At 72.8% G+C, this 22,558-nt stretch carries 23 protein-coding genes; 20 read left to right on the forward strand and 3 right to left on the reverse strand.

The annotated features are described in order from the left end of the window. Positions 1 to 20 precede the first annotated feature (20 nt). The 5 genes from ACZ6S5_RS13025 to ACZ6S5_RS13045 all read left to right on the forward strand — a co-directional run bounded on the left by ACZ6S5_RS13025 (position 21) and on the right by ACZ6S5_RS13045 (position 6,077). A complete protein-coding gene (locus ACZ6S5_RS13025; RefSeq protein WP_466000202.1) occupies positions 21 to 1,343 on the forward strand; it encodes an AAA domain-containing protein in 1,323 nt (440 codons plus the stop codon). Between the two features lie 614 nt (positions 1,344 to 1,957). After that, the gene (gene pgsB, locus ACZ6S5_RS13030; protein WP_466000203.1) at positions 1,958 to 3,373 is read left to right on the forward strand and encodes a poly-gamma-glutamate synthase PgsB; all 1,416 of its coding nucleotides are present in this window, start codon (positions 1,958 to 1,960) and stop codon (positions 3,371 to 3,373) included. Between the two features lie 14 nt (positions 3,374 to 3,387). Next, positions 3,388 to 3,852, forward strand: a complete 465-nt coding sequence (locus tag ACZ6S5_RS13035) for a poly-gamma-glutamate biosynthesis protein PgsC/CapC (RefSeq protein ID WP_466000204.1) — start codon at positions 3,388 to 3,390, stop codon at positions 3,850 to 3,852. Continuing rightward, positions 3,852 to 4,904, forward strand: coding sequence for an NlpC/P60 family protein (locus ACZ6S5_RS13040; protein WP_466000205.1), 1,053 nt, complete (start codon positions 3,852 to 3,854; stop codon positions 4,902 to 4,904). Before ACZ6S5_RS13035 ends, ACZ6S5_RS13040 begins: the two co-directional genes overlap by 1 nt. Before the next feature lie 9 nt (positions 4,905 to 4,913). Further along, entirely contained in the window at positions 4,914 to 6,077 is a 1,164-nt protein-coding gene (locus ACZ6S5_RS13045; protein ID WP_466000206.1) for a CapA family protein, read from the forward strand. 85 nt (positions 6,078 to 6,162) lie between these two features. Here ACZ6S5_RS13045 and ACZ6S5_RS13050 read toward each other — a convergent pair whose 3' ends face one another. The 3 genes from ACZ6S5_RS13050 to ACZ6S5_RS13060 all read right to left on the reverse strand — a co-directional run bounded on the left by ACZ6S5_RS13050 (position 6,163) and on the right by ACZ6S5_RS13060 (position 7,901). Beyond that, positions 6,163 to 6,366, reverse strand: a complete 204-nt coding sequence (locus ACZ6S5_RS13050; RefSeq protein WP_466000207.1) for a hypothetical protein — start codon at positions 6,364 to 6,366, stop codon at positions 6,163 to 6,165. Positions 6,367 to 6,576: 210 nt separating this feature from the next. Then, on the reverse strand, positions 6,577 to 7,158 hold the full coding sequence (locus ACZ6S5_RS13055; RefSeq protein WP_466000208.1) for a hypothetical protein: 582 nt from the start codon (positions 7,156 to 7,158) through the stop codon (positions 6,577 to 6,579). Between the two features lie 149 nt (positions 7,159 to 7,307). Beyond that, the gene (locus tag ACZ6S5_RS13060; protein WP_466000209.1) at positions 7,308 to 7,901 is read right to left on the reverse strand and encodes a hypothetical protein; all 594 of its coding nucleotides are present in this window, start codon (positions 7,899 to 7,901) and stop codon (positions 7,308 to 7,310) included. Between the two features lie 193 nt (positions 7,902 to 8,094). Here ACZ6S5_RS13060 and ACZ6S5_RS13065 point away from each other — a divergent pair, with 193 nt between their 5' ends. The 15 genes from ACZ6S5_RS13065 to ACZ6S5_RS13135 all read left to right on the forward strand — a co-directional run bounded on the left by ACZ6S5_RS13065 (position 8,095) and on the right by ACZ6S5_RS13135 (position 22,523). Then, positions 8,095 to 9,339, forward strand: a complete 1,245-nt coding sequence (locus ACZ6S5_RS13065; RefSeq protein ID WP_466000210.1) for an efflux RND transporter periplasmic adaptor subunit — start codon at positions 8,095 to 8,097, stop codon at positions 9,337 to 9,339. Positions 9,340 to 9,409: 70 nt separating this feature from the next. Then, on the forward strand, positions 9,410 to 10,162 hold the full coding sequence (locus ACZ6S5_RS13070; RefSeq protein ID WP_466000311.1) for a response regulator transcription factor: 753 nt from the start codon (positions 9,410 to 9,412) through the stop codon (positions 10,160 to 10,162). Continuing rightward, on the forward strand, positions 10,159 to 11,835 hold the full coding sequence (locus ACZ6S5_RS13075; RefSeq protein WP_466000211.1) for a sensor histidine kinase: 1,677 nt from the start codon (positions 10,159 to 10,161) through the stop codon (positions 11,833 to 11,835). The genes ACZ6S5_RS13070 and ACZ6S5_RS13075 overlap by 4 nt, the downstream gene beginning before the upstream one ends. Positions 11,836 to 11,881: 46 nt before the next feature. Beyond that, positions 11,882 to 13,087 (forward strand): efflux RND transporter periplasmic adaptor subunit, encoded by a 1,206-nt coding sequence (locus ACZ6S5_RS13080; RefSeq protein WP_466000212.1) that lies wholly within the window; start codon positions 11,882 to 11,884, stop codon positions 13,085 to 13,087. After that, positions 13,087 to 13,827 (forward strand): ABC transporter ATP-binding protein, encoded by a 741-nt coding sequence (locus tag ACZ6S5_RS13085; protein ID WP_466000213.1) that lies wholly within the window; start codon positions 13,087 to 13,089, stop codon positions 13,825 to 13,827. Before ACZ6S5_RS13080 ends, ACZ6S5_RS13085 begins: the two co-directional genes overlap by 1 nt. Further along, the gene (locus ACZ6S5_RS13090) at positions 13,824 to 15,017 is read left to right on the forward strand and encodes an ABC transporter permease (RefSeq protein ID WP_466000214.1); all 1,194 of its coding nucleotides are present in this window, start codon (positions 13,824 to 13,826) and stop codon (positions 15,015 to 15,017) included. Before ACZ6S5_RS13085 ends, ACZ6S5_RS13090 begins: the two co-directional genes overlap by 4 nt. A gap of 19 nt (positions 15,018 to 15,036) precedes the next feature. Continuing rightward, positions 15,037 to 15,597, forward strand: a complete 561-nt coding sequence (locus tag ACZ6S5_RS13095) for a hypothetical protein (RefSeq protein WP_466000215.1) — start codon at positions 15,037 to 15,039, stop codon at positions 15,595 to 15,597. A gap of 188 nt (positions 15,598 to 15,785) precedes the next feature. After that, the gene (locus tag ACZ6S5_RS13100) at positions 15,786 to 16,970 is read left to right on the forward strand and encodes a lipid-transfer protein (protein ID WP_466000216.1); all 1,185 of its coding nucleotides are present in this window, start codon (positions 15,786 to 15,788) and stop codon (positions 16,968 to 16,970) included. A gap of 4 nt (positions 16,971 to 16,974) precedes the next feature. Next, on the forward strand, positions 16,975 to 17,433 hold the full coding sequence (locus tag ACZ6S5_RS13105; protein ID WP_466000217.1) for a MaoC family dehydratase N-terminal domain-containing protein: 459 nt from the start codon (positions 16,975 to 16,977) through the stop codon (positions 17,431 to 17,433). After that, the gene (locus tag ACZ6S5_RS13110) at positions 17,430 to 17,831 is read left to right on the forward strand and encodes a MaoC/PaaZ C-terminal domain-containing protein (RefSeq protein ID WP_466000218.1); all 402 of its coding nucleotides are present in this window, start codon (positions 17,430 to 17,432) and stop codon (positions 17,829 to 17,831) included. The genes ACZ6S5_RS13105 and ACZ6S5_RS13110 overlap by 4 nt, the downstream gene beginning before the upstream one ends. A 27-nt stretch (positions 17,832 to 17,858) precedes the next feature. Next, positions 17,859 to 18,689 carry an SDR family NAD(P)-dependent oxidoreductase gene (locus ACZ6S5_RS13115; protein ID WP_466000219.1) on the forward strand — a complete coding sequence of 277 codons (831 nt, stop codon included), beginning with the start codon at positions 17,859 to 17,861 and terminating at the stop codon, positions 18,687 to 18,689. A gap of 9 nt (positions 18,690 to 18,698) precedes the next feature. Beyond that, positions 18,699 to 19,856, forward strand: a complete 1,158-nt coding sequence (locus ACZ6S5_RS13120; RefSeq protein ID WP_466000220.1) for an acyl-CoA dehydrogenase family protein — start codon at positions 18,699 to 18,701, stop codon at positions 19,854 to 19,856. Next, complete coding sequence (locus ACZ6S5_RS13125; RefSeq protein WP_466000221.1) at positions 19,853 to 21,028, forward strand: TetR/AcrR family transcriptional regulator; 1,176 nt, start codon at positions 19,853 to 19,855, stop codon at positions 21,026 to 21,028. The genes ACZ6S5_RS13120 and ACZ6S5_RS13125 overlap by 4 nt, the downstream gene beginning before the upstream one ends. A gap of 126 nt (positions 21,029 to 21,154) precedes the next feature. After that, on the forward strand, positions 21,155 to 21,655 hold the full coding sequence (locus tag ACZ6S5_RS13130; RefSeq protein WP_466000222.1) for a helix-turn-helix domain-containing protein: 501 nt from the start codon (positions 21,155 to 21,157) through the stop codon (positions 21,653 to 21,655). Further along, entirely contained in the window at positions 21,609 to 22,523 is a 915-nt protein-coding gene (locus ACZ6S5_RS13135; RefSeq protein ID WP_466000313.1) for an RNA-guided endonuclease TnpB family protein, read from the forward strand. Before ACZ6S5_RS13130 ends, ACZ6S5_RS13135 begins: the two co-directional genes overlap by 47 nt. Positions 22,524 to 22,558: the final 35 nt, after the last annotated feature.

A 22,558-nucleotide genomic window follows, 5' to 3' on the forward strand; every position in this document is an offset into this window, starting at 1 on the left:
GCCGTGCCGGGAGGTGGTCCATGCGCGCCGGATTGGCGGTCCCACCCGCCGTCGAGGCGGAACGGGTCATCACCGCCGTGCTGTCCGACCTGCGCTCCGGAAACCACCGCGGCGTGGTCGTCGACTCCCCGCCCGGCGCCGGCAAGTCGACGCTCGTGGTCCGGGCCGCCACCGAGTTGGCCGCCACCGGCGAGCCGCTGATCATCGTCGCGCAGACCAACGAGCAGGTCGACGACCTCATCGACCGGCTGGTCCGCAAGGCCCCCGAGCTGCGTGTCGGCCGGCTCTCCGCGGCCGACTACCGGCCGTCGGACCGGGTCAAGGACCACGCCACGGTCCGGGTCGCCGCCAAGGTCGCCGACCTCGGCGGGCCGGCCGTCATCATCGGTACGGCCGCCAAGTGGGCCACGGTCGCCGAGGGCACCTGGCCGTGGGCGATCGTCGACGAGGCGTACCAGATGCGCTCGGACGCCCTGCTGCGGGTGGCCGGGCGGTTCGAGCGGGCGCTGTTCGTGGGGGACCCGGGCCAGCTCGACCCGTTCTCCACCGTCGAGACGGCCCGCTGGACCGGCCTGACCTGGGATCCGATGCAGTCGGCGGTGGCCACCCTGCTGCGGCACAACCCGGAGCTGCCCGTGCACCGGCTGCCGGTGTCCTGGCGGCTGCCGGCGACGGCGGCGCCGGTGGTGGCGGCGGCGTTCTACCCGTTCACCGGGTTCCGCGCCGGCACCGGGCCGGCCGACCGGGCGTTGACGTTCACCGAGCCGGGGTCGGGGGACCGGGTCGACGCGACCGTCGAGGTGGCGGCCCGTACCGGCTGGGGGCTCCACGAGCTGCCGGCCCGGCACACCCTGCGTACCGATGGGGAGGCCGCGGCGGCCTGCGCGGAGCTGGCGCTGCGGGTGCTGCGGCGCGGCGCGGTCGCGGTCTCCGAGCAGGCCCCCGGCGGCGCGCCGGTGACCGCGGACCGGATCGCCGTCGGGGCGGCGCACCGCGACCAGGCGGCGGCCATCCGGTCGCACCTCGGCGCGGCCGGTGCCGGCATCACCGTCGACACCGCCAACCGCCTCCAGGGCCGGGAGTACGACGTGACGATCGTGCTGCACCCGCTGTCCGGGCGGCGGGACGCGACCGCGTTCCACCTGGAGTCGGGGCGGCTGTGCGTGCTCGCGTCCCGGCACCGGCACGCCTGCGTCGTGGTGGCGCGGGCGGGGATCCCGGAGCTGCTGGACGCGCACCCGTCGACCGAGCGGGTGCACCTGGACGTGCCGGTGAAGTTCCCGGACGGCTGGGAGGCCAACCAGACGGTGCTCGCCCACCTCGCGGGGCATCGCGCCGGCTGACGAGGGGTCCGATGTGTCGGAGCGTGTCCGGTCGGTCACACCAGGCGCAATCGCGGGCCTGGGGGTGACCGGGCGACGCTCCCGTCGCAGGTGCCCGCCCCGCCGGAATTCTCGGCCGGCTGGCCTGTCGGCTGATCCTTTCCGGCAAGACATTCTCGCTGTTGGTGTGGGAAGAGTCGCCCCTTGGTCAGACATAGGGCAAATACCCACCTTCCACTTTGCACAGGTGGGGTATCCGGTCACCGGCCGGCGGCATCCGCGCGGGCTCCCGGACGCCTGTGCCATGTAACGGGGTTGCCGGCCGTCGGCGCTGTTGTTCGTGTGCATGACCAGACCAGGATCCGGCGGTCGGGGCAGGTGCGGTCGCGTGACCTGCGGAAATGCCGCGTCGAGGCGACGTCGGGTGCGGGAGCGGCTGTGCCGGGTGTCAGCTAGCTCACGTGCCGATGGTTGGGCCATCGATTAATTGACGCAGTGCACTGATTGCCACTACCGTGGCGCGTCGGCCGTGTTTGCCCAGCCAAAGGCTGCCGGGCGTTCCGAGTCCACCCCCAGGCATGAAGTCGGAGAACGAGGATGCCCGCCCGCAGCGCGCCCGTCACAAGGCTGCACCCATGAAGTCGGTGCAGGCGCCGCTGTGGCTGCTCGGTATCTGTATCGCCGTGCTGCTCGCCCACTTCGTGGTGGAGCGGGCGCGCCACCGACGGCAGCTCGCGCAACTGCCGACCCGGATCGTGATCAACGGCATCCGGGGGAAGTCCTCGGTGACCCGGCTGATCGCCGGCGCGCTGCGGGCCAACGAGCGACGCACCGTGTTCGCCAAGACCACCGGCACGGCGGCCAGACTGATCTACCCGAACGGCCGCGAAGTGCCGATCCGGCGGGGCCTGGGCGGCGTCAACGTCATCGAGCAGATCGGCGTGGTCCGGCGGGCCGTGCACGCGGGCGCCGACACCCTGGTCATCGAGTGCATGGCGGTCCTGCCCGAGTTGCAGCAGGTCAACCAGGAACTGCTCATCGAGGGCGACGTGGTGGTGATCACCAACGTGCGGGAGGACCATCTGGAGGAGATGGGGCCGACCCTCGACGACGTCGCCCGGTCGCTGAGCCGGTCCATGCCGTACCGGGGCACGGTGGTCACCGCGGAGCGTGAGCGGCTGCACATCCTGCGGGAAGAGGCCGATCGTCGCCGGAGCAAGGTGATCGCGGTCGATCCTGACACCGTCACCGACGCCGAGATGCGCCGCTTCCGGTGGATCACCTTCAAGGAGAACGTGGCGCTCGCGCTGGCGGTCGCGCAGCTGTGCGGCGTGGACCGCGCCACCGCGCTGAAGGGCATGTGGCAGGCCGCGCCGGATCCGGGGGTCCTCCGGGTGGACGCCTGCTCCCACAACGGGCGGCGGTTCGCCGCGGTGAACCTGTTCGCCGCCAACGACCCGGCCTCGACGTTGATGAACATCCAGCTGCTGCGGGAGCGGCGCCTGATCGGCGACCGGGTGGCCGTGGTGATCAACTGCCGGCCGGACCGGATCGAGCGCAACGGGCAGATGGGCAGCATCATCCCGGAGATCAACCCTCGCAAGGTCTTCCTCATCGGCGCGCCCACCCGAAGCGCGCTGCACCTGATACCCGAGCAGTGGCGTGACCGGGTGGTCGACCTCGACGGCGAGCACCGCACCGGCGCCGAGTTGCGCGACGCGATCGTGGCGGCGTTGGGCGCGGGCGAGACCGGCACCGCCCTGCTCATGATCGGCAACATCCACGGCCGCGGTGAGGAACTGCTCGAGGCGCTGCACCAGGTCACGGTCGCGGCGACGGCGGCAGCGCCGTTCGACGAGCTGTCCCACACCCTGGAGCGGATCTACAAGCTGGACAGCGCCCGCAAGGCCGGCGCGGGAAGCAAGGCTCCGGTCGTCGACCTGGACGCGACGGTGGTGTTGTCCCGCGCGGACCTGACCGCCACCACGGTGCTCAACTCTGCTCACATCGCCGTTCTGCACGCCGACCGCCGACGCGCGGCCCGCCCCTGAGCGAAGGAACAACCATGCCCATGTTCGACCTGTCCTCCGAACTCAGCGCCGTGATCATCGCTTCGGGGCTGCTGTTCGGGCTCGTTGGCTACCTGCTCACCAACGTCGCGCCGGCCGGGCTGATGGTGCCGGGTTGCCTGGTGCTCACCGTGCTGGAGGACGTCCGCAGCCTGATCACCGTCGTGGTGGTCACCACCATCACGGTCGGCCTGATGAAGGTGCTGCAGCGCATCACCATCCTCTACGGCAAGCGGCTGTTCGCCGTCGCGGTGCTGGTCTCCTGCTTCATGTCGATCACCGCGTTCGTGAGCCTGCATTTGCGCTACCCGTTCCTGTTCGGCGGGGACACGCTCTCGTTCATCATCCCGGGACTGATGACCTACCAGCTGGTGCGGCCGCGGGCACTGCAGACCCTCGCCGCCACGGGTGTGGTCAGCGCCGGCACCGGCGGTGTCGCCCTGCTGATGATCTCGCTGTGATGCGCCGCCCGCAGATCATCCTCGCCGCGGCCGTGGCCGCGGTCCTCGCCGTGGCCGGCCTCGTCGTCGTCCGGCTCACCCACGACGAGTCGCCGGCGCCCGGCTCCAACTGGACCGGGCCGGCGCAGGCGACCAGGGCGCCGCGCAACGACGTGGAGCGGTTGACGCAGCGGTACGAGCTGGTCGACCTGACCCGGCCGGACCGCACCGAGATGCGCCGGCGCGACGACCGGAGCGTCGCCGCCACCCTGACCGTCGGCGCCCGCACCGTCGTGTTCGCCGGCCCGCAGCGCCGCTTCGCCGAACCGTCGACCACCACCGCCGTGATCGATTCGACGTCCTGGGTACGTCTGGCCCCCCGCCCCTGGCAGCCCGAGCAACACCTCGACGACGATGTCGCCGGCTGGCTGCTCGACCAGGTCGAGGACCCTGACCCGCCGATCGACGTGCTCGGCGCCGCGATGCAGTACCTGCCCGACGCCCCGGACGGCAAGGACGAGGACGGCGTGCGCTACATCGGCGACGCCGGGTTCGGTTACGTGCACACCGCCGACGAGCGCGACGGCGCGGACTTCTACGACTACCTGGAGATCCCGTGGAAGTTCCCGGACAGCGGCCGGGTGAAGCCGTCCAAGCGGTGGGACCGTGAACTGGACTGCTCCGGCTTTCTCAGGCTGATCTACGGCTATCGATTCGGCATGAAACTGCTGAACGAACCCGTCAACACCACCGTCAACGCGCTGCCCCGCACCGCGTCGAGCATGGCCGCCTACACCCGTTCGGTGCTCGTCGCCGCCGGCCGCGCCCCCAGCCAGCGGCCGGCCACACTCTCCGCCGTGCAGCCCGGCGACCTGGTGTTCTTCGCACTGCACGACGACCCCAACCTCATCACCCACTCCGGGATCTATCTCGGCAAGGACCAGAACGGCGGGATGCGGTTCGTGTCGTCCCGCGGCACCGTCGACGGCCCCAGCTTCGGCGACGTACGCGGCGACGGTGTCATCGACTCCGGCTACTTCGGCCAGCGGCTGCGCCGGGTCATCCGTCTCTAGGGAGCCCTCATGCGTGCAGTCCGCATCATCCTCATCATCGCGCTCATCCTCTCGCCCGGCGTCGTGTGGCTGGTGCGCGGTGACGTCATCCGCGACCGCATGGCCGACGAACCCCGCGCCGCCGGCAACACGAGCGCACCCGAAGGGCCTCGGCAGATCACCATCGCCGGGTCCGGTGACATCCTCGTGCACCCACCCACCTGGCAGCAGGCCCACGCCGACGCCGTCAAGGCCGGCGGGACCGGCTACGAGTTCGACCCCTTCTTCGCCGATATCCGCCCGGTCGTCTCGGCCGCCGACCTCGCGATCTGCCACATGGAGGCGCCCATGGGCCCGGGCAGCCCGCAGGACTTCCCCCGCTTCCGCGCCCCCACCGAGCTCGCCGCCTCCGTCAAGACCGCCGGCTACGACACCTGCTCCACCTCCAGCAACCACGCCCTGGACCAGGGCGAGAAGGGCGTCTACGACAACCTCGATGCCCTCGACGCCGCCGGCCTGCGCCACACCGGCACGTTCCGCAGCGCCGCCGAACGCGCCCGACCGACGATCTACCAGGTCAACGGCGTCAAGGTCGGGCATCTGTCCTACGCGATGCACTTCAACGGGAACAAGCCCCCCGCCGGCAAGGAGTGGCTGGCCAACCGCATCGACGTCGCCGCCATCCGCGCGGCCGCCGCGGCCACCCGTAAGGCCGGCGCCCAGATCATCGTGCTCTCCGCCCACTGGGGCACCGAGTTGGTCCACGAACCCGACGGAGACCAGCTGTACTGGGCCCGCAAACTCATCGCCGACCCCAACATCGACCTGATCATCGGCCACCACGCCCACGTCGTGCAGCCCTTCGAGAAGGTCGGCGACAAGTGGATCGTCTACGGCGTCGGCAACACCCTCGCGCGCCACGACTTCCCGGTCGACGCCAACCGGGAAGGCGTCATCGTCACCTTCACCTTCACCGAACAGCCCAACCGCCGCTGGAAGGTCACCAACGCCCAGGCCACCCCGATCTGGCTGTCCCTCAAACCCACCATCCGCGTGGTGAACCTCCCTGCGGCCATCGAGCGCATGCCGACCATCGACCGCCGGCGTGCGCTCTACACCGCCGCGATGGACCGGATCAGCAGCTATCTCGACCAGCGAGGCGCCGTCAAGGCCGGCCTGCACATCGTCCGGTAGCGGGGCGGAGCCGTTCCGCGGGTAGTGAAAAGAGACGGCGGGGGCAGCGGAGCCTGAGCCGGCCACTGCCCCCGCCTTCGTCCGGCTATCGGGCCAGCAGGACCACGATCGTGGCGAGGCAGCCGATCAGCACAGTGGTGCCACCGAGGATGGCGTACGGCCACCAGTCGTGCGGCTGCGGCACCTGCTGGTTCCGACGGGTCGGCTGGTTCCACGAGGCAGCTTCCGGCCGGCTGTTCTGGACCGGCCAGCGGGATGGCGGTGTGCGGGTGGTCGATTCGGCGATCACGGGGCCTCCGGCAGCGTCAGGGGGGTCGCTGTTGCAGGTCGTACCTGGGAAGACCGGGCGGGACCGCAGGGAGGTGGGGGCTGCCGCCCCACCCGGTCGAGGGGACGGCCGACGCACCACGACTGTCCCCTGTGGACAGCGCCGGTTCTGCGGCGGCCGTTACGCAGACCGTTGCGGGGATCGCCGGCCGGCGCTCCGGCCGGCGCGTGGTCAGGGCGCGAAGGCGGTTCGGCGCAGCCGGCGGTTCCACCACCCGGGGTTGGTCCGCGCCTGCCGGCGCAGCCGCCCGTGCTCCCAGTGCTGGAACGCGACGAGTCCCGGTACGAGTGCGAGCATCAGCGCCGGCAGGTGCCGGCGGGCCGTGCGGTTCTCGAGCGCGACGGCGAGCAGGCCGGTGGCGCCCGAGAGGTAGAGGATCGGGTTGTAGTAGCGCATCAACTCCGGTCCCAGTCCCTCGCAGTCCTCCAGCCAGGGCAGGCCGACCCTGGTGCGGCGGGTCGGCCAGCCGGCCAGATGCGCCGAGACCGCGGCGAGCCCGAAGCCGTTCGCCGCCGCCAGCAGCGAGTCGGCGGCCTCGTCGCCGGTGGTCGCGGCCAGCACGCCGCCGGTGACGAGGCTCCAGAAGCCGGCAGCGCCGTACGGCCCGATCACCGAGGCGAGCGGCATGCCGACGCCGGCCCCCAACTCGAACACCACATGTCCGGCGAGGCTGACCACGGTCAGCCGGGTCAGCGGTCGCCGTCCCGCAGGCCGGCCGCCGGCCCTCGATCTGGTCCGCCGCGATCCCGTCATAATGTGCCCGAGTTTACGCGATGTGCGGCAGTCGTCCGGAAACATCCGCAAGCGGAGGTGGCCTACCGGCTGGCAGTCGGCGCGACGCTGTGTGCTTCACCATCAGCAGCGTGTCCGTCAAGGTCAGTCACGATTCCGGCGCGACCGCCTCAGTTGGCTGGTGCCGGGCTCACCGCCGCGCAGGCGGTCAGCGCCGCCTTCGTCTTCGCGTCGGATGCGTCGATCTTGTCGAGGTCGACCCCGCGTCCGCTGAGGCAGGTGCGGTAGGCGGTCTGCCGCCCGTCGTCCTGTCCGCCGCCCGGCGCGGCCGAACCCTCGGGGCCGTCCCACCTGCCGGGCCGTCCGCTCGGTCGCAGCGCCGAGCACGCCTCCTGCGCCTTCTGCCAGGTGGCCTCGTCGACACCGTCCGGGCGGCCCATGCCGGGAAATCCGCGGCCCGGCCCCGCGGACCCGGACGGCCGCGCAGTGGGAAATCCCGATGGACGACCGGTCGGGAATCCGGACGGTCGGGAGGTCGGGAAGCCCGACGGGCGGGCCCCGCGGGAGCGGGACGGGTCGGCGGACGGCAGGGCCACGCCGTTCCCGCGCAGGCAGTTCTGGTACGCCGCGAAGGCGTTGTCGCCCTGCCCGCCCCCGCTCGCCGCCGTGCCGGTGGTGCCGTCAGCGCCGCAGGCGGCCAGCAACAACGAGGCGGCGGCGGTCAGCACGGCCGCCAGCAGGCGGCCCTTACCAGTCTTCGACACGGAGACTCCTCGGCCGGTTCCGGGACCCGCCCAGGTAACCGGCCACAGCTCCGGGCCGCCTCGGACCGGACTGGGAGTTGCCTCGGAGCTTCCACGGCGGCGGCGGGTCGACCTGCCGGTGGGCCGCTGCTTTGAGGCAACTCCGAGCTGGGACCGAGCCCGTGGAAAGGAGCGACCCGCAGACTGACCCGTCATGGGAAACGGCCCGACCCGACTGTGGCGTACCCGGCGGGTCCGCTGGAGCGCCGTCGCCGCCGGCGTGCTCGCGCTCGGCGCCGTGGGCGCCGTCGCCCTGCGCTCGGACGCGGGCGTGCCCTCCGCCAGGCCGGTCACCGTGGCAGTGGACCGGGGACCGGTGCAGGTCGACGTCGCCACCACGGGCACCGTCCAGCCGGCGAGCACCCGGGCGTTGAGCTTCGCCGTCGCGGGCACGGTGGCGGAGGTCGCCGTCCGGCCCGGCACCGTGGTGCAGGCCGGGCAGCAACTCGCCACGCTCTCCGAGGCCGACGTCGCCGCGGCGGCGGACGCGGTGGAACAGGCCCGGACGGCACTCAACGATGCCCAGGACGCGCTAACGCAGGCCCGGGAGCCTTCCGGCACCACGACGAACTGCGCGACCGGCGCCGTCCGGCCGGTCGCCTGGACGTCACCACAACCCACCGCGACACCCACCCCGACTCCGTCCGCCGCTGCCAGCGGCACGCCGGCCGCCTCCCCCTCCCGCCCCGTCGGCACCCGCTCCGCCCCCACCTCCACCGGGAGCCAGCAGGAGCCCCACGGGACGACACCGTCCGGCGGCACCACCTGCTCCGGCGGGTCCCGCGGCGGCAGCGACCCGATCCTCGACGCGCAGCGCAAGGTCAACCAGGCGGAGACGGCGCTGGAGGAGGCGGAGAGCGCGCACTCCGGGGTGACCGTCACCGCGCCGATCCGCGGCACCGTCCTGACCGTCAGCGGCAAGGTCGGCAGCAAGGTCGGTGAGGGCGCCACCTTCATCACCCTGGCCGACACCTTCGCCATGCAGGTCGAGGCGAAGTTCCCGGAAGCGGACGCCGCCGCCGTCACCGTCGGACAGGACGCCACGGTGGGCCTGGCCGACCAGCCGGGCCGGACCTTCCCGGCGACCGTCGTGCAGGTGGACCCCGCCGGCACGACGGACGGCACGATGGTCCGCTACGGCGTGCTCCTCTCGTTCACCGACGCCCCGGAGCACCTGCTGCTGGGACAGACCGCGGCGGTCACGGTACGGACCGGCTCCGTCGCCGACGCGCTGCGCGTGCCCAGCACCGCCGTGCACGACGTGGCCGACGGCCGGGGCACCGTGCGGCTCGGCGCCAGCGGGGAGCCGCGTACGGTCACGCTCGGCCTGCGCGGCGACCAGTACACCCAGATCACCGGCGGGCTGGTCACCGGTGATCTGGTCCTGCGGTCGTGGTGACAGCTGGGACACAGGTTCCGCACAGGCCGTCCCGAGACAGAACCGGTACGCAGTGTCGGTGCGAACCGACATCCTCCGGCCGCCGGGCGATGGCCCGCCGCCGGCCCTCGACGGCCTGACCGGCACCGCCCGCGTGCTGGTGGTGGACGACGAGCCGAACATCTCCGCGCTGCTGGCCGCCACGCTCCGTCTGGTCGCGTACGACGCCCGGGTGGTTGCCACCGGGCGGGCGGCGCTGGCCTGCGTCGAGGAGTTCGATCCCCACCTGGTCGTCCTCGACGTGATGCTGCCGGACCTCGACGGGTTCGAGGTGGCCCGGCGGCTGCGCGCCGCCGGCCGGCCGGTGCCGGTGCTCTTTCTCACCGCCCGGGACAGCGTGGAGGACCGGGTCACCGGCCTGGTCGTCGGGGCCGACGACTACGTCGCCAAGCCGTTCAGCCTCGAAGAGGTGGTGCTGCGGATCCGGGCCATCCTGCGGCGCAGCCGGCCGGAGACGCCGGCCGCACCGGAAAATCCGATCCTGCGCTACGACGACCTGGAACTGGACGACGACGCGCACCAGGTACGCCGGGCCGGACAACTGGTGGAGCTGTCGCCGACCGAGTTCCGCCTGCTGCGCTACCTCCTGGTCAACGCCGGCCGGGTGGTGAGCAAGGCGCAGATCCTGGACCGGGTGTGGCACTACGACTTCGGCGGCGACGGGCGGATCGTCGAGTCCTACGTCTACTACCTGCGCCGCAAGATAGACGTCCTCGGTCCACCGCTCATCCACACGGTCCGCGGCGTCGGGTACACCCTGCGCCTGCCGCACGGGGACGAGTGAACGGCCGGCTGCCGCGGCTGCGCCCGTGGGCACGCTGGACCCTGCGTGCACGGCTCGTCCTGGTGGTCGGCGCGCTCACCACCGTCGCCCTGCTCGGCGCGAACACCGCGGGTTTCATCCTGCTCCGCGGCTACCTGCTGGAACGGGTCGACGACCAGCTCGCCGCCCAGGCCCGGCCGTTGCGCGGACCACGACCGGGAACGCCGTCCAGCGCCGGTGGCACCACACCGTCGGCCGCCGAGTCGTCCGCCCGTCCGGCCGCCACCGGCGAACCTCAGTCCGCCGCCGGCCGGAGCCTGCCCGGACGGTTCGCCCGCCTCGGTCAGGACCAACTGGTCGTGCTCTACCGCGCCGACGGCACCCGGGACAACGACCGCAGCACTCCGCACACCGCAGCCGATCCGGATCCCGGCACGTTCGCCCAGGCCAGGGCTCGAGCGGCGACGGAACGGCCGTACACGGCGTCCGGCGGGGACGGAGCGGCCGACTGGCGGCTGCTGGCCGTGCCGGTCGGGCGGGACGGCGCGATCGCGGTCCTCGGGGTGTCGCTGGGCGAGGTGGACCGCACCGCCGACCGGTTGCTCCTCATCGACGCGGCGGTCACCGGCATCGCGCTGCTCGCGCTGGGCCTGCTCGCCGCCTCGGTGGTGCGGCTGGGACTGCGTCCGCTGACCCGGATGGAGGGCGTCGTCGCGGGCATCACCGGGGGTGACCTCACGCACCGGGTCGACGGAGCCGACCCGCACACCGAGCCGGGCCGGCTGGGTGCCGCGGTGAACCTGATGCTAGACCGGATCGCCGCCGAGATGTCCGCCCGCGCCGCGTCCGAACGGCGGCTGCGCCAGTTCGTCGCGGACGCCTCACACGAACTGCGTACCCCGCTCACCTCCATCCGCGGCTTCGCCGAGCTGTACCGGCGCGGCGGCGCACCGACCGGGCCGCTGCTCGACGAGACGATGAGCCGGATCGAGGGCGAGGCGGCCCGGATGGGCGTGCTGGTCGACGACCTGCTCCTACTCGCCCGGCTGGACCAGCAGCGGATCCCCGCGCTTCGCCCGGTGGACCTGCTGGAGATCGCCGCCGACACCATCCGTGACGCGCACGCGCGCACGCCGGACCGGCCGGTCCGGCTGACCACCCTCGCCGACCGCGACGACACGTTCGAGCCGCCGAGCGTGCTCGGCGACGAGCACCGGCTGCGTCAGGTCGCGGCGAACCTGGTCGGCAACGCGCTCCAGCACACCGGGCCGGACGCCCCGGTCACCGTCCGGGTCGGGCGGCTGCCCGCGCCGCCGGCCGACCCGGCCGTCCGGTCCGGCCCGCCACCCGCGCCGACCGCTGGTGGCCTCGCCGTTCTGGAGGTGCACGACGACGGGCCGGGGATACCAACAGAGCACGCGAACCGGGTGTTCGAACGGCTCTATCGGGTGGATCCAAGCCGGGGGCGGGCCAACGGTGGCGGCTCCGGTCTGGGACTGTCCATCGCCGCCTCGATCGTGCACGCCCACGGCGGCTGCATCGAACTGCACAGCGGTCCCGGGGCGGGCACCACCTTCCGGGTGCTGCTGCCCGCCGTCCCCGAGCGGCCCGCGGCCGACGCCACGCCACCGACCGGCGGCGGCGATCCGGGGGAGCGGGCGAGGATGCGGAGCGCGATTCCAAGCCAGCTCTGAGCTTGTCTGGACTCTCCTCCCAGCCGGCCGGGCGAGGCTGTCGGCCATGCGAGTGCGCCCACCGGCCGTCCTGCACCGACCTCCCGTGCTGGTGAACGCCGCCCTGGTTCTACTGCTCGCCGGCGGCGGCTACTGGGCCTGGTCATCGGTGTCCGCCGGCTCGGCACAGGCGGAGCCGGCCCGCGGCGCCCGGACCGTCCAGGTGTCGCGGGGAACGGTGACCGCCACCGTCACCGCCGACGGCTCGGTCGAGAGCGCCACCACGGCGAGCGCCAGCTTCGCCACCGCGGGCACCGTCACCGACATCCGGGTACGCGTCGGCCAGCAGGTCAAGAAGGGGCAGTTGCTGGCGACGGTGGACCCGGCCGCCGCCGAGCGGGCGCTCACCGCGGCCGAGGCGAACCTGGACGCCGCCGAGGACGCGCTGGACCGGGCCCGCGCCGCCGACAGCGACACGTCGTCCGCCGAGAGCGCGGTGACTCAGGCGCGGCTCGCGGTCGACGAGGCCGAAGCCGGCGTCGCCGGGACGAGACTGACCGCGCCGATGGCCGGTACCGTCGTCGCCGTCAACGGCACGGTGGGCAGCTCCTCCGGTGGTACCTCGGGCGGCCAGCAGGGGAGCGGCTCCGGGCAGAGCGGTGGCACCGCGACCACCTCCTCGGGCTTCGTGGACCTCGCCGACCTCACCCATCTCCAGGTCAGCGCGGCCGTCGCGGAGGCGGACGCCACGCGGCTCAAGAACGGCCAGGCGGCCACCGTCACCTGGAACGCACTCTCCGGAGCCCGGGCCACCGGCAAGGTGGCGGCAATCGATCCACAGGCCACCACCAGCAACAACGTGGTCACCTACGGAGTGACGGTCGGCCTGGACGACCTGCCAGCGGGCGCGAAACCGGGGCAGACGGTCACCGTCTCCGTGGTCACCGGCACCGCCCAGGACGTGTTGCTGGTCAACTCGGCCGCGGTCAGCGGCACCGGCGAGCGGCACACCGTCACCGTGGTCACCGAGACCGGCCAGGAGACCCGGCGGATCGAGGTCGGCCTCGCCGGTGACCAGGCGTACGAGGTCACCTCAGGGCTGGCCGAGGGCGAACGGGTCCTCCTGCCCGAGACCAGCACCGGCACCGGTGGCACCGGCAACGGCACCCGGGGCGGGGCGGGTTTCCCGGGCGGCGGCGGGTTCCCGGGCGGCGGCGGATTCCCCGGCGGTGGCGTCCAGGGCGGGCGGCGGACCGGGAACGGAGGCGGCTGATGGAATCGCTGTCCATCCCGCGCCGTCCAGTGCTGGACGTCCGCGGGCTCACAAAGGTGTACGGCGAGGGCGACGCGGCGGTGCATGCGCTGCGCGGTGTCGATCTGTCGGTCGAGGCGGGCGACTACGTGGCGATCATGGGCTCGTCCGGTTCCGGCAAGTCCACCCTGATGAACATCCTCGGCTGCCTCGACGCCCCGACCGGGGGCCGGTACCTGCTCGACGGGGTCGACGTGGGCAGTCTCGCCGACCGGCAGCTCGCGCTGGTCCGCAACCGCCTGATCGGGTTCGTCTTCCAGGCGTTCAACCTCATTCCACGCACCAGCGCCCTATCCAACGTGGAGCTTCCGCTCGCGTACGCGGGGGTCCCGGCGGCGCAGCGGCGGCGGCGGGCGCTGGCGGCGCTGGACGCGGTCGGTCTGGCCGAGCGTGCCCACCACCACCCCAACCAGCTCTCCGGCGGCCAGCAGCAACGGGTCGCGGTGGCCCGGGCGCTGGTCACCGAACCGGCCCTGGTGCTGGCCGACGAACCGACCGGCAACCTGGACAGCCACTCCACGGAAGACATCCTGGCGATGCTCGACCAGCTGAACGCGGCCGGACGGACGATCGTCCTGATCACCCACGAGCCGGAGGTCGCCGCCCGCGCCCGCCGGCTGGTCCGGCTCTTCGACGGCCAGGTCCGTACCGACGAACGGCAGGACGTGCTCGGCCGGCACGCCGCGGGGGTGTGGCGGTGACGTCGGCCGAGACCCTCCGCTTCGCCCTGCGCGGGGTGACCGCGAACAAACTCCGCTCGGCGCTGACGATGCTCGGCATCCTGATCGGCGTCGCCGCGGTGATCCTGCTGGTCGCGGTGGGCAACGGTTCCGCGCAGGCGATCACGCGCCGGATCGAGGCACTGGGCACCAACACCCTCACGGTCACCGGCACCAACCGCCAGGCCGGCACCGGCGGGCTCACCCTGGAGGTGGCCGACGCGCTGCTCGACCCGGTGCTGGCCCCCGACGTACGGTCGGTCTCGCCGCTGGTCACCACCTCGGCCGTCGTCACCTGGCAGGGCGCCGAACACGAGGTCGGCCAGTTCGTCGGCACCCGGCCGAGCTGGTTCGACGCCTCGAACTCGCCGATCGCCAACGGTGCCGCGTTCAGCGCCGACGACGAGGCGCAGGGCCGGCGGGTCCTGGTCATCGGGCGCACCGTCGCCGACGAACTGTTCCCCGGCGCCGATCCCGTCGGGCAGCGGGTCACCGTCGGCGGCGCGCTGTTCACCGTCGTCGGCGTGCTGGCGGCGAAATCCGGCACGGGATTCCAGGACGCCAACGACGTCGCGGTCGCGCCGCTGCGGGCGGTACGCGAGGTCCTGACCGGCTACGGCGCGCTCAGCTCGATCCTGGTGGAGGCGGCGAACCCGCAGCGGGTGGACGCGGCCCAGGCGGAGATCGCCACGGTGCTCGCCCAGCGCCTGCCCAGCACCGGCACGGGCAGCACCCCCTACCGCATCCAGAACGCCGCCCAACTGCTCCAGACGCAGACCGAGACCGCCGACACCTTCACCGTGCTGCTCGGCGCGGTCGCCGCGATCAGCCTGCTGGTGGGTGGCATCGGCATCACCAACATCATGCTGGTCACGGTCACCGAGCGGACCCGGGAGATCGGCATCCGCAAGGCGTTGGGCGCCCGGCGGCGAACCGTGCTGACCCAGTTCCTCACCGAGGCGACCATGCTGAGCCTGATCGGCGGGGTGCTGGGCGTGGCTGCCGCGCTGGTCGGGTCCCGGTTCACCATCGTGGGCGTCCGACCGGTGATCGTGCCCAGCTCCGTCGTGCTGGCGCTCGGCGTCTCGGTCGCGATCGGGCTCTTCTTCGGCGGCCTGCCCGCGGCCCGTGCCGCCCGGCTGCGCCCCATCGACGCCCTGCGCTACGAGTAGCTCCCGGAGAGACGAGGACATGGACAACACCGACACCGTCATCTTCGACCGGGTCGAGGACGAACCACCGGGGACACCGACCGGGACGACGGAAGCGGACGGGGACCTCACCGCGGCACTCGCGGCCGCCGCGCCACGCCGCTGGTGGAACCGGGGCACGCTGGTGCTGACCGCGTTGCTGCTGGTGCTGGCCGGCTTCCTCGGCGGCGCGCAGGTGCAGAAGCGGTGGGGGGAGACGCCGACCGCGACGGGGACCAGCCGGGTGGGCGGTTTCCCGGGCGGCCTGCCCAACGCGTTTCCCAGCGCCGGTGCCGGCCGGAGCGAGCCGGGCGCCGGAGCGGGCCCGACCGCCGCCGGGTCGGCCACCACCGGAAAGGTGAAACTCGTCGACGGCGGCGTCCTCTACCTGGAGACGGCCGACGGCAGCGTGGTCACCGTCCGCACCAACGATCGCACCACGGTGCGCACCAGCCGGGCCACCGACCTGGCGAAACTCAGGGCCGGCCAGACCGTCAGCGTGCAGGGTGCCCGGGCGGCGGACGGCACGGTCACCGCCGCCGCGGTCACCGCCGCCGGTTGACCGGTCGTCCCACATCGAGCCGTCCGGGGAACACCCCCGCATGGGGCCGGGTCGGCGCGCTGCGGACGGCGAACCCGAAGTGCGGTGTTCCACCCCTTGTGAATCCCAGCAAGCTTGATGCCGATCGATCTACTGCTCTACTCTTCCGAAGGGGGCGGCAAGTGAACAATCACTAGAGAGGAGCGTCGATGAGTCGGCGAGCGCTCGTGGCGGGCGTGGGCATGGTCCCGTTCGCCACGCCCAGGACCAGCCAGCCGTACGACGTGCTGGGTGAGCTGGCGACGCGGGCCGCGCTCGCGGACGCCGGCCTCGACTACGCCCGGATCCGGCAGGCCTACGTCGGCTATGTGTACGGCGACTCGACCTGCGGGCAGGCGGCGCTGTACCGCGTCGGGCGGACCGGCATCCCGATCGTGAACGTCAACAACAACTGCTCCACCGGCTCCACCGCGCTGTTCCTGGCCCGCCAGGCCGTCGAGTCCGGCGCGGTCGACTGCGTCCTCGCCCTGGGTTTCGAGCAGATGCAGCGCGGGGCACTGACCACGCACTGGTCCGACCGGCCCACCCCGTTCGACCGGTTCCACGAGGTCTCCGACCGGATCCAGGGCGCCGGTGACGCCCCGCTGGCCGCCCGCTGGTTCGGCGGCGCCGGCGCCGCCCACGCCGAGCGGTACGGCACCCGGCCGGAGACCTTCGCCGCGATCGCGGTCAAGGCCCGCCGGCACGCCGCGCACAACCCGTACGCGGTGTTCCGGGATCCGGTCACCGTCGAGGAGGTGCTCGCCTCGCCGCACCTGCACGGCCCGCTGACCCGCCTGCAGTGCTGCCCGCCGACCTGCGGCGCGGCGGCCGCGGTGCTGTGCAGCGAGGACTTCGCCCGCGCGCACGGCCTGCGCACCGACGTGGCGATCCGGGCGCAGGCCATGGTCACCGACCACCCGTCGACGTTCGACAGCGGCGACCTGCGCACGCTCGTCGGCTACGACATGTCCCGGGACGCCGCCCGGCAGGTCTACGAGGACTCCGGCGTCGGCCCCGAGGACCTGCGCGTGGTGGAGCTGCACGACTGCTTCACCACCAACGAGCTGATCAGCTACGAGGCGCTCGGACTCACCCCGGAGGGCACCGCCGAGAAGTTCATCGCCGACGGCGACAACACCTACGGCGGCCGGGTGGTCACCAACCCGTCCGGCGGCCTGCTGTCGAAGGGGCATCCGTTGGGCGCGACCGGGCTGGCCCAGTGCGCCGAGCTGGTCTGGCAGCTGCGCGGCGACGCCGAGGCGCGGCAGGTCGACGGCGTCACCGTCGCGTTGCAGCACAACATCGGCCTCGGCGGCGCCGCCGTGGTCACCCTCTACGAGAAGCGGAGCTGAGGCGATGCCCGTCGACCCCGACAAGGCCCGGGCGCTGGCCTTCCCCCCGGTCACCGTCCCGGTGGAGCGCGGCCGGCTGCGGCTCTTCGCCCAGGTCATCGGCGAGACCGACCCGGTGTACGTGGACCTGGCCGCCGCCCGCGCGGCGGGCCACCCGGACCTGCCAGTGCCGCCCACGTTCTTCTTCAGCCTCGAGATGGAGTCCCCGGACCCGTGGGGATACCTCGCCGACCTCGGCGTGGACCTGCGCCGGGTGCTGCACGGCGAGCAGGAGTTCGACTACCACTCGATGGTGTACGCCGGGGACACCGTCGAGCTCCGGCCCAGGATCGTCGACGTCTACACCCGCAAGGCCGGTGCGCTGGAGTTCCTGGTCAAGCGGACCGACGTCCGGCGCGACGACCGCCTGGTGGCCGAGGCGACCGCCGTCATCGTCGTACGCAATCCGGAGGCGGCCTCGTGACCACGGTGGACGACCTGCGGGAGGGCGCGGAGCTGCCGCCGCTGCGGCTCCCGCCGATCACCCGCACCACGCTGGCGCTCTTCGCCGGTGCCTCCGGCGACCACAACCCGATCCACATCGACCTGGACGTGGCCCGCTCCGCCGGCCTCGACGACGTGTTCGCCCACGGGATGCTCTCCATGGCGTACCTCGGCCGGCTGCTGACCGGGTGGGTGCCGCAGCACCGGATCCGCACCTACCGGGTCCGGTTCGTCGCCATCACCCCGGTGCACGCCGAGCCGACCTGCACCGGGCGGGTGGTCTCGGTCGCGGACGGGCGGGCCACCGTCGCGGTCGCCGTCACCCTCGCCGACGGCACCACCACGCTGACCGGCGAAGCGGTCATCGACCTCACCTGACCACCGCGCACGAAAGGCTCGCAGCCCATGGCAAAGCTCGACGGCAAGGTCGCCATCGTCTCCGGCTCCGGGCGCGGCATCGGCCGGGAGATCGCCCGCAAGCTCGCCGCCGAGGGCGCGGCGGTCGTGGTCAACGACCTCGACGAGGAACCCGCCGCGCAGACCGTCGCCGACATCGAGACCGCCGGCGGCCGGGCGGTCGCCTGCGCCGGCAGCGTCACCGACGGCGACTTCGCGCAGCGGTTCGTCGGCACCGCGGTGGACCGCTTCGGCGGCCTGGACGTCATCGTCAACAACGCCGGCTACACCTGGGACACCGTCATCCAGAAGATGACCGACGAACAGTGGGACGCCATCCTCGACGTGCACCTCAAGGCGCCGTTCCGGATCCTGCGCGCCGCCCAGCCGGTGATCTCCGCCGCCGTCAGGCAGGCCCGGGCGGCCGGGGATCCGGTGCCGGTGCGCAAGGTTGTCAACATCTCCTCCGTCGCCGGCCTGCACGGCAACGCCGGCCAGGTCAACTACGCCGCGGCCAAGGCCGGCGTCACCGGCCTGACCCGGGCCCTGGCCAAGGAGTGGGGGCGCTACCAGGTCACCGTGAACACGGTCGCGTTCGGGCTGATCAGGACCCGGCTCACCGACGCGTCCGCCGCCGGGGACAGCACCATCGACGTGCAGGGCCGGCAGATCAAGGTCGGCGTCAACCCGGACCTGCTCGCGGCGGCGGAACACGCGATCCCGCTCGGCCGGGCCGGCACCCCGGCCGACGCCGCCAACGCGGTCTACCTGCTGACCATCCCCGAGTCCGACTACGTCACCGGCCAGACCCTGGTCTGCGACGGTGGCTTCCTTATGTGAGCGCCCGCCATGCGACGGAACCTGTTCGAGGCGGAGCACCAGGCGTACCGGGCCGGCGTGCGGGTCCTGCTGGAGAAGGAGGTCGTGCCGCACTACGCGCAGTGGGAGCGGGCGGGCATCACCCCGCGCGAGCTGTTCACCAAGCTCGGCGCGCTCGGCGCGCTCGGCTTCGGGGCGCCCGAGCGGTTCGGCGGGACCGGCATCACCGACTTCCGGTACAACGCCGTCCTGCAGGAGGAGGGGGCCCGGCTCGCCGTGGCGCCGGCCGTCCTGGCCGCCAGCGTGCAGGCCGACGTCTGCCTGCCGTACCTGCTCGACCTGGCCGACGACGCGCAGCGCGCGCGCTGGCTGCCGGGCATCACCTCCGGCCGGCTCGTCACCGCTGTCGCGATGACCGAGCCGGACGCCGGCTCCGACCTGTCCGGCATCCGCACGACGGCGGTCCGCGAGGGTGACCACTACGTGCTCGACGGCGCGAAGACGTTCATCTCCAACGGCGTCGACGCCGACCTGGTGATCGTGGCGGTCCGCACCGGCGAGCACCCGCACCGGGGGCTCAGCCTGATCGTGGTCGGACGGGACACTCCCGGCTCCGCCCGCAGCCGCCGGCTGAGGAAGGTCGGCCGGCACACCCGGGACACCGTCGAAGTCTCCTTCACCGGGGCCCGCGTCCCGGTGACCGACCTGCTCGGCGGCGAGGGTGCGGGCTTCGCCGGGCTGACCCGCAACCTCGCCCGGGAGCGGCTGTCCGGCGCCGTGGCGGCGATCGCCCAGGCCGCGGCGGCCCTGCGGTGGACCACCGAGTACGTCCGCGAGCGCCGGGCCTTCGGCAACCCGATCGGCGCCCGGCAGCACACCCGGTCCACGCTCGCGGAACTGGCCACCGAGATCGACATCACCCAGGCGTACGTCGACCTCTGTGTGCTCGCCCTCAACGCGGGCGAGTTGGACCCGGTCGACGCGGCCAAGGCCAGGTGGTGGAGCACCGAACTGCAGGGCCGGGTCATGGACACCTGCGTCCAACTGCACGGCGGCTACACCTACCTGACCGCGTACTGCATCGCCCGCGCCTGGCTGGACTCCCGAGTCGCGCGCAGCTCCGCCGGCAGCACCACCAGGATCATGAAGGAGATCATCGGCCGGTCCATGCAGCTGGGCGCGTCGTGACGGCGTACACCGCCCCGCCGCGCGGCACCCGGCCCCGCAACCGTCGGGAGCTGATCCTCGCTGCCGCCACCGACCTGTTCCACCGCCGTGGCTACGGGCAGCTCACCATGGGCGACCTGGCCGAGGCCGTCGGCGTCGGCCCGTCCGCCCTCTACCGGCACGTCACCGGCAAGCAGCACCTCCTGCGCGAGGTGCTCACCGGCGGCCTTGGACCGGTACGCGCGCTGCTGACCGACCTCGACCTGACCGACCGGGCGACCGCCCTGCGCCGGCTCGGCGCCCTCGCCCTCGACCACCGGCAGCTCGGCCTGCTCTGGCAGCGGGAGGCCCGGCACCTGACCCCGGAGGACCGCACCGCGTTCCGCGCCGAGCTGCACGAGGTCGGCGCGCTGCTCACCCGCCGGGTGCGGGTCGTCCGTCCGGCGCTCGACCCGGCCGCCGCCGAGCTGATCGCGTGGGCCATGATCAGTGTGTTGACCAGCGTCTCCTTCCACCGGCTCGACCTGCCCCGCCCCGACTACGACGACCTGATCGCCGAGATGTGCGGGGCGGTGCTGGACACGCCGCTGCCGGACCCCGGCACGCTGCCGCCCCGACCGGAGCCGGCCGGTCTGGTGCCGGCCTCGCGGCGCGAGGCGCTGCTCCTTCAGGCGGTGCGGATGTTCGCCGCGCACGGCTACACGGAGGTCGGCATCGAGGAGATCGCCGCCGCCGTGGGCATCGCCGGGCCGAGCGTCTACCACCACTTCCCGAGCAAGATCGACCTGCTGGTCACCGCCCTGCGGCGCGGTGCGGGTGTGCTGCTCACCGACGTCGCCACCGCCTACCGCACGGCCGGCGACGCCGCCGACGGGCTGCGGGTGCTCGTCCGCGGCTACGTGGGCTTCACCCAGGCCCACCACGACCTCGTCGACCTGTTGATCACCGAGGTCGAGCACCTGCCGGAGGTCGAACGTGGGAACAGCCGGCAGGCCCAGCACGAGTACATCGGCGAGTGGGTGCACCTGTTGCGCGCCAACCGTCCCGGGCTCGACCCCACCGCCGCCCGGGTCCGGGTGCAGGCCGTGCTGAGCGTCGCGAACGACGCCGCCCGCACCCCACGGGTCCGCGCGTACCCGGCGCTGCCGGCGGCGCTGGAGGCCATCGCCGGGCACCTGCTCGGGCTGCCCTGAGGAGGGGTGTCAACTGCTGCCAAGAGAGTGTTCTTGAGGCGTCTCTGGCGTGTTGTGGTGTCGCCGGGTGAGGGGTTACGGGAGTGTCGTACCCGTCGTCGACACTGATGCCGAGTGGGGGTGGGTGTGCGCACCGTGCAGGGGTATCGTTTCGCGCTTGATCTGACCCCGGCTCAGCAGCGGTCGGTGCTGGCGCATGCTGGTGCGGCCCGGGTGGCGCACAACTGGGCGTTGGCTCGGGTGAAGGCGGTGTGGGATCAGCGGGCCGCGGAACGCTCCTACGGCGTCCCCGAGGAGGTGCTCACGCCTGCGGTGGGGTGGTCGTTGCCGGCGTTGCGTAAGGCGTGGAACGCGGTCAAGGACGAGGTCGCGCCGTGGTGGCGGGAATGCTCGAAGGAGGCGTTCAACACCGGCCTGGACGCGCTGGCGCGCGCGTTGAAGAACTGGTCGGACTCGCGCGCCGGCAAGCGGGCTGGGCGTCGGGTCGGTTTTCCGCGGTTCAAGTCCAAGCATCGCTCGACGCCGTCGGTGCGGTTCACCACCGGCCGCGATCCGGGTCGACCCCGATCGTCGGCATGTGGTGCTGCCCCGGCTGGGCCGGCTGAAGTTGCACGAGTCTGCCCGTAAGCTCGCTCGCCGCCTTGAGGCTGGCACGGCGCGGATCATGTCGGCGACCGTCCGCCGTGAGGGTGGCCGCTGGTTCGTGTCGTTCACCGTCGAGGTCGACCGCACCGTCGGTTGCCCCGTGCGGCCGGACACGGTCGTTGGCGTTGACGTCGGCATCAAACATTTGGCGGTGCTGTCGACCGGGGAGTGTGTTCCCAACCCTCGCCATCTGGACGCCGCCCGGGCGAGGCTGCGGGCGCTCGGGCGTGCGGTGTCGCGGAAACAGGGCCCGGACCGCAAGGCGGGCGTGAACCCGTCGAAGCGGTGGCTGCGGGCAGCCGGTCGGCTTCGCGGGGCGCATGCGCGGGTGGCGAATCTGCGTCGCGACGGTCTGCACAAACTCACCACCCGTCTCGCCCGTGCGCACGCGACGATTGTGGTCGAGGACCTCAACGTGAGCGGCATGCTCACCAACCGGCGCCTGGCCCGGCACATCGCCGACGCCGGGTTCGGTGAGCTGCGCCGCCAGCTGTCGTACAAGGCTGCGTGGAACGGCGGCCGGCTCGTGGTGGCCGACCGCTGGTATCCCTCCAGCAAAACCTGCTCGGGTTGCGGTGCGGTGAAAACCAAACTCACCCTGACCCAGCGCACCTACCGTTGCACCACCTGCGGCCTCACCCTCGACCGGGATGTGAACGCCGCGCGTAACCTCGCCGCACTCGTCATCACCGCGGCCGCACAAACCGCCGGGAGTGGCCCGGTGGCAGGACGTGGAGCCACCCAGAAGACCCACCCCGGTGGGCAGGAGGCTGTGAAACGTCAACCCGGCCCCGCGCTCTGCGCAGGTAAGACCGGGACCGTTGTGCCGCAAGGCAGAACTGCCACATGAGCGCCACAAAGCGCTCACTGGCAACGGGTCGCCCG

It is taken from the genome of Micromonospora sp. NPDC051924 (assembly GCF_055586005.1).

Excerpts from the sequence above, each read along its gene's own strand:
- ACZ6S5_RS13025 (WP_466000202.1), top strand. The coding sequence starts at position 21 with ATGCGCGCCGGATTGGCGGTCCCACCCGCCGTCGAGGCGGAACGGGTC.
- pgsB (WP_466000203.1), top strand. The coding sequence starts at position 1,958 with ATGAAGTCGGTGCAGGCGCCGCTGTGGCTGCTCGGTATCTGTATCGCC.
- ACZ6S5_RS13035 (WP_466000204.1), top strand. The coding sequence starts at position 3,388 with ATGCCCATGTTCGACCTGTCCTCCGAACTCAGCGCCGTGATCATCGCT.
- ACZ6S5_RS13040 (WP_466000205.1), top strand. The coding sequence starts at position 3,852 with ATGCGCCGCCCGCAGATCATCCTCGCCGCGGCCGTGGCCGCGGTCCTC.
- ACZ6S5_RS13045 (WP_466000206.1), top strand. The coding sequence starts at position 4,914 with ATGCGTGCAGTCCGCATCATCCTCATCATCGCGCTCATCCTCTCGCCC.
- ACZ6S5_RS13055 (WP_466000208.1), bottom strand. The coding sequence starts at position 7,158 with ATGACGGGATCGCGGCGGACCAGATCGAGGGCCGGCGGCCGGCCTGCG.
- ACZ6S5_RS13065 (WP_466000210.1), top strand. The coding sequence starts at position 8,095 with ATGGGAAACGGCCCGACCCGACTGTGGCGTACCCGGCGGGTCCGCTGG.
- ACZ6S5_RS13080 (WP_466000212.1), top strand. The coding sequence starts at position 11,882 with ATGCGAGTGCGCCCACCGGCCGTCCTGCACCGACCTCCCGTGCTGGTG.
- ACZ6S5_RS13085 (WP_466000213.1), top strand. The coding sequence starts at position 13,087 with ATGGAATCGCTGTCCATCCCGCGCCGTCCAGTGCTGGACGTCCGCGGG.
- ACZ6S5_RS13095 (WP_466000215.1), top strand. The coding sequence starts at position 15,037 with ATGGACAACACCGACACCGTCATCTTCGACCGGGTCGAGGACGAACCA.
- ACZ6S5_RS13100 (WP_466000216.1), top strand. The coding sequence starts at position 15,786 with ATGAGTCGGCGAGCGCTCGTGGCGGGCGTGGGCATGGTCCCGTTCGCC.
- ACZ6S5_RS13105 (WP_466000217.1), top strand. The coding sequence starts at position 16,975 with ATGCCCGTCGACCCCGACAAGGCCCGGGCGCTGGCCTTCCCCCCGGTC.
- ACZ6S5_RS13115 (WP_466000219.1), top strand. The coding sequence starts at position 17,859 with ATGGCAAAGCTCGACGGCAAGGTCGCCATCGTCTCCGGCTCCGGGCGC.
- ACZ6S5_RS13120 (WP_466000220.1), top strand. The coding sequence starts at position 18,699 with ATGCGACGGAACCTGTTCGAGGCGGAGCACCAGGCGTACCGGGCCGGC.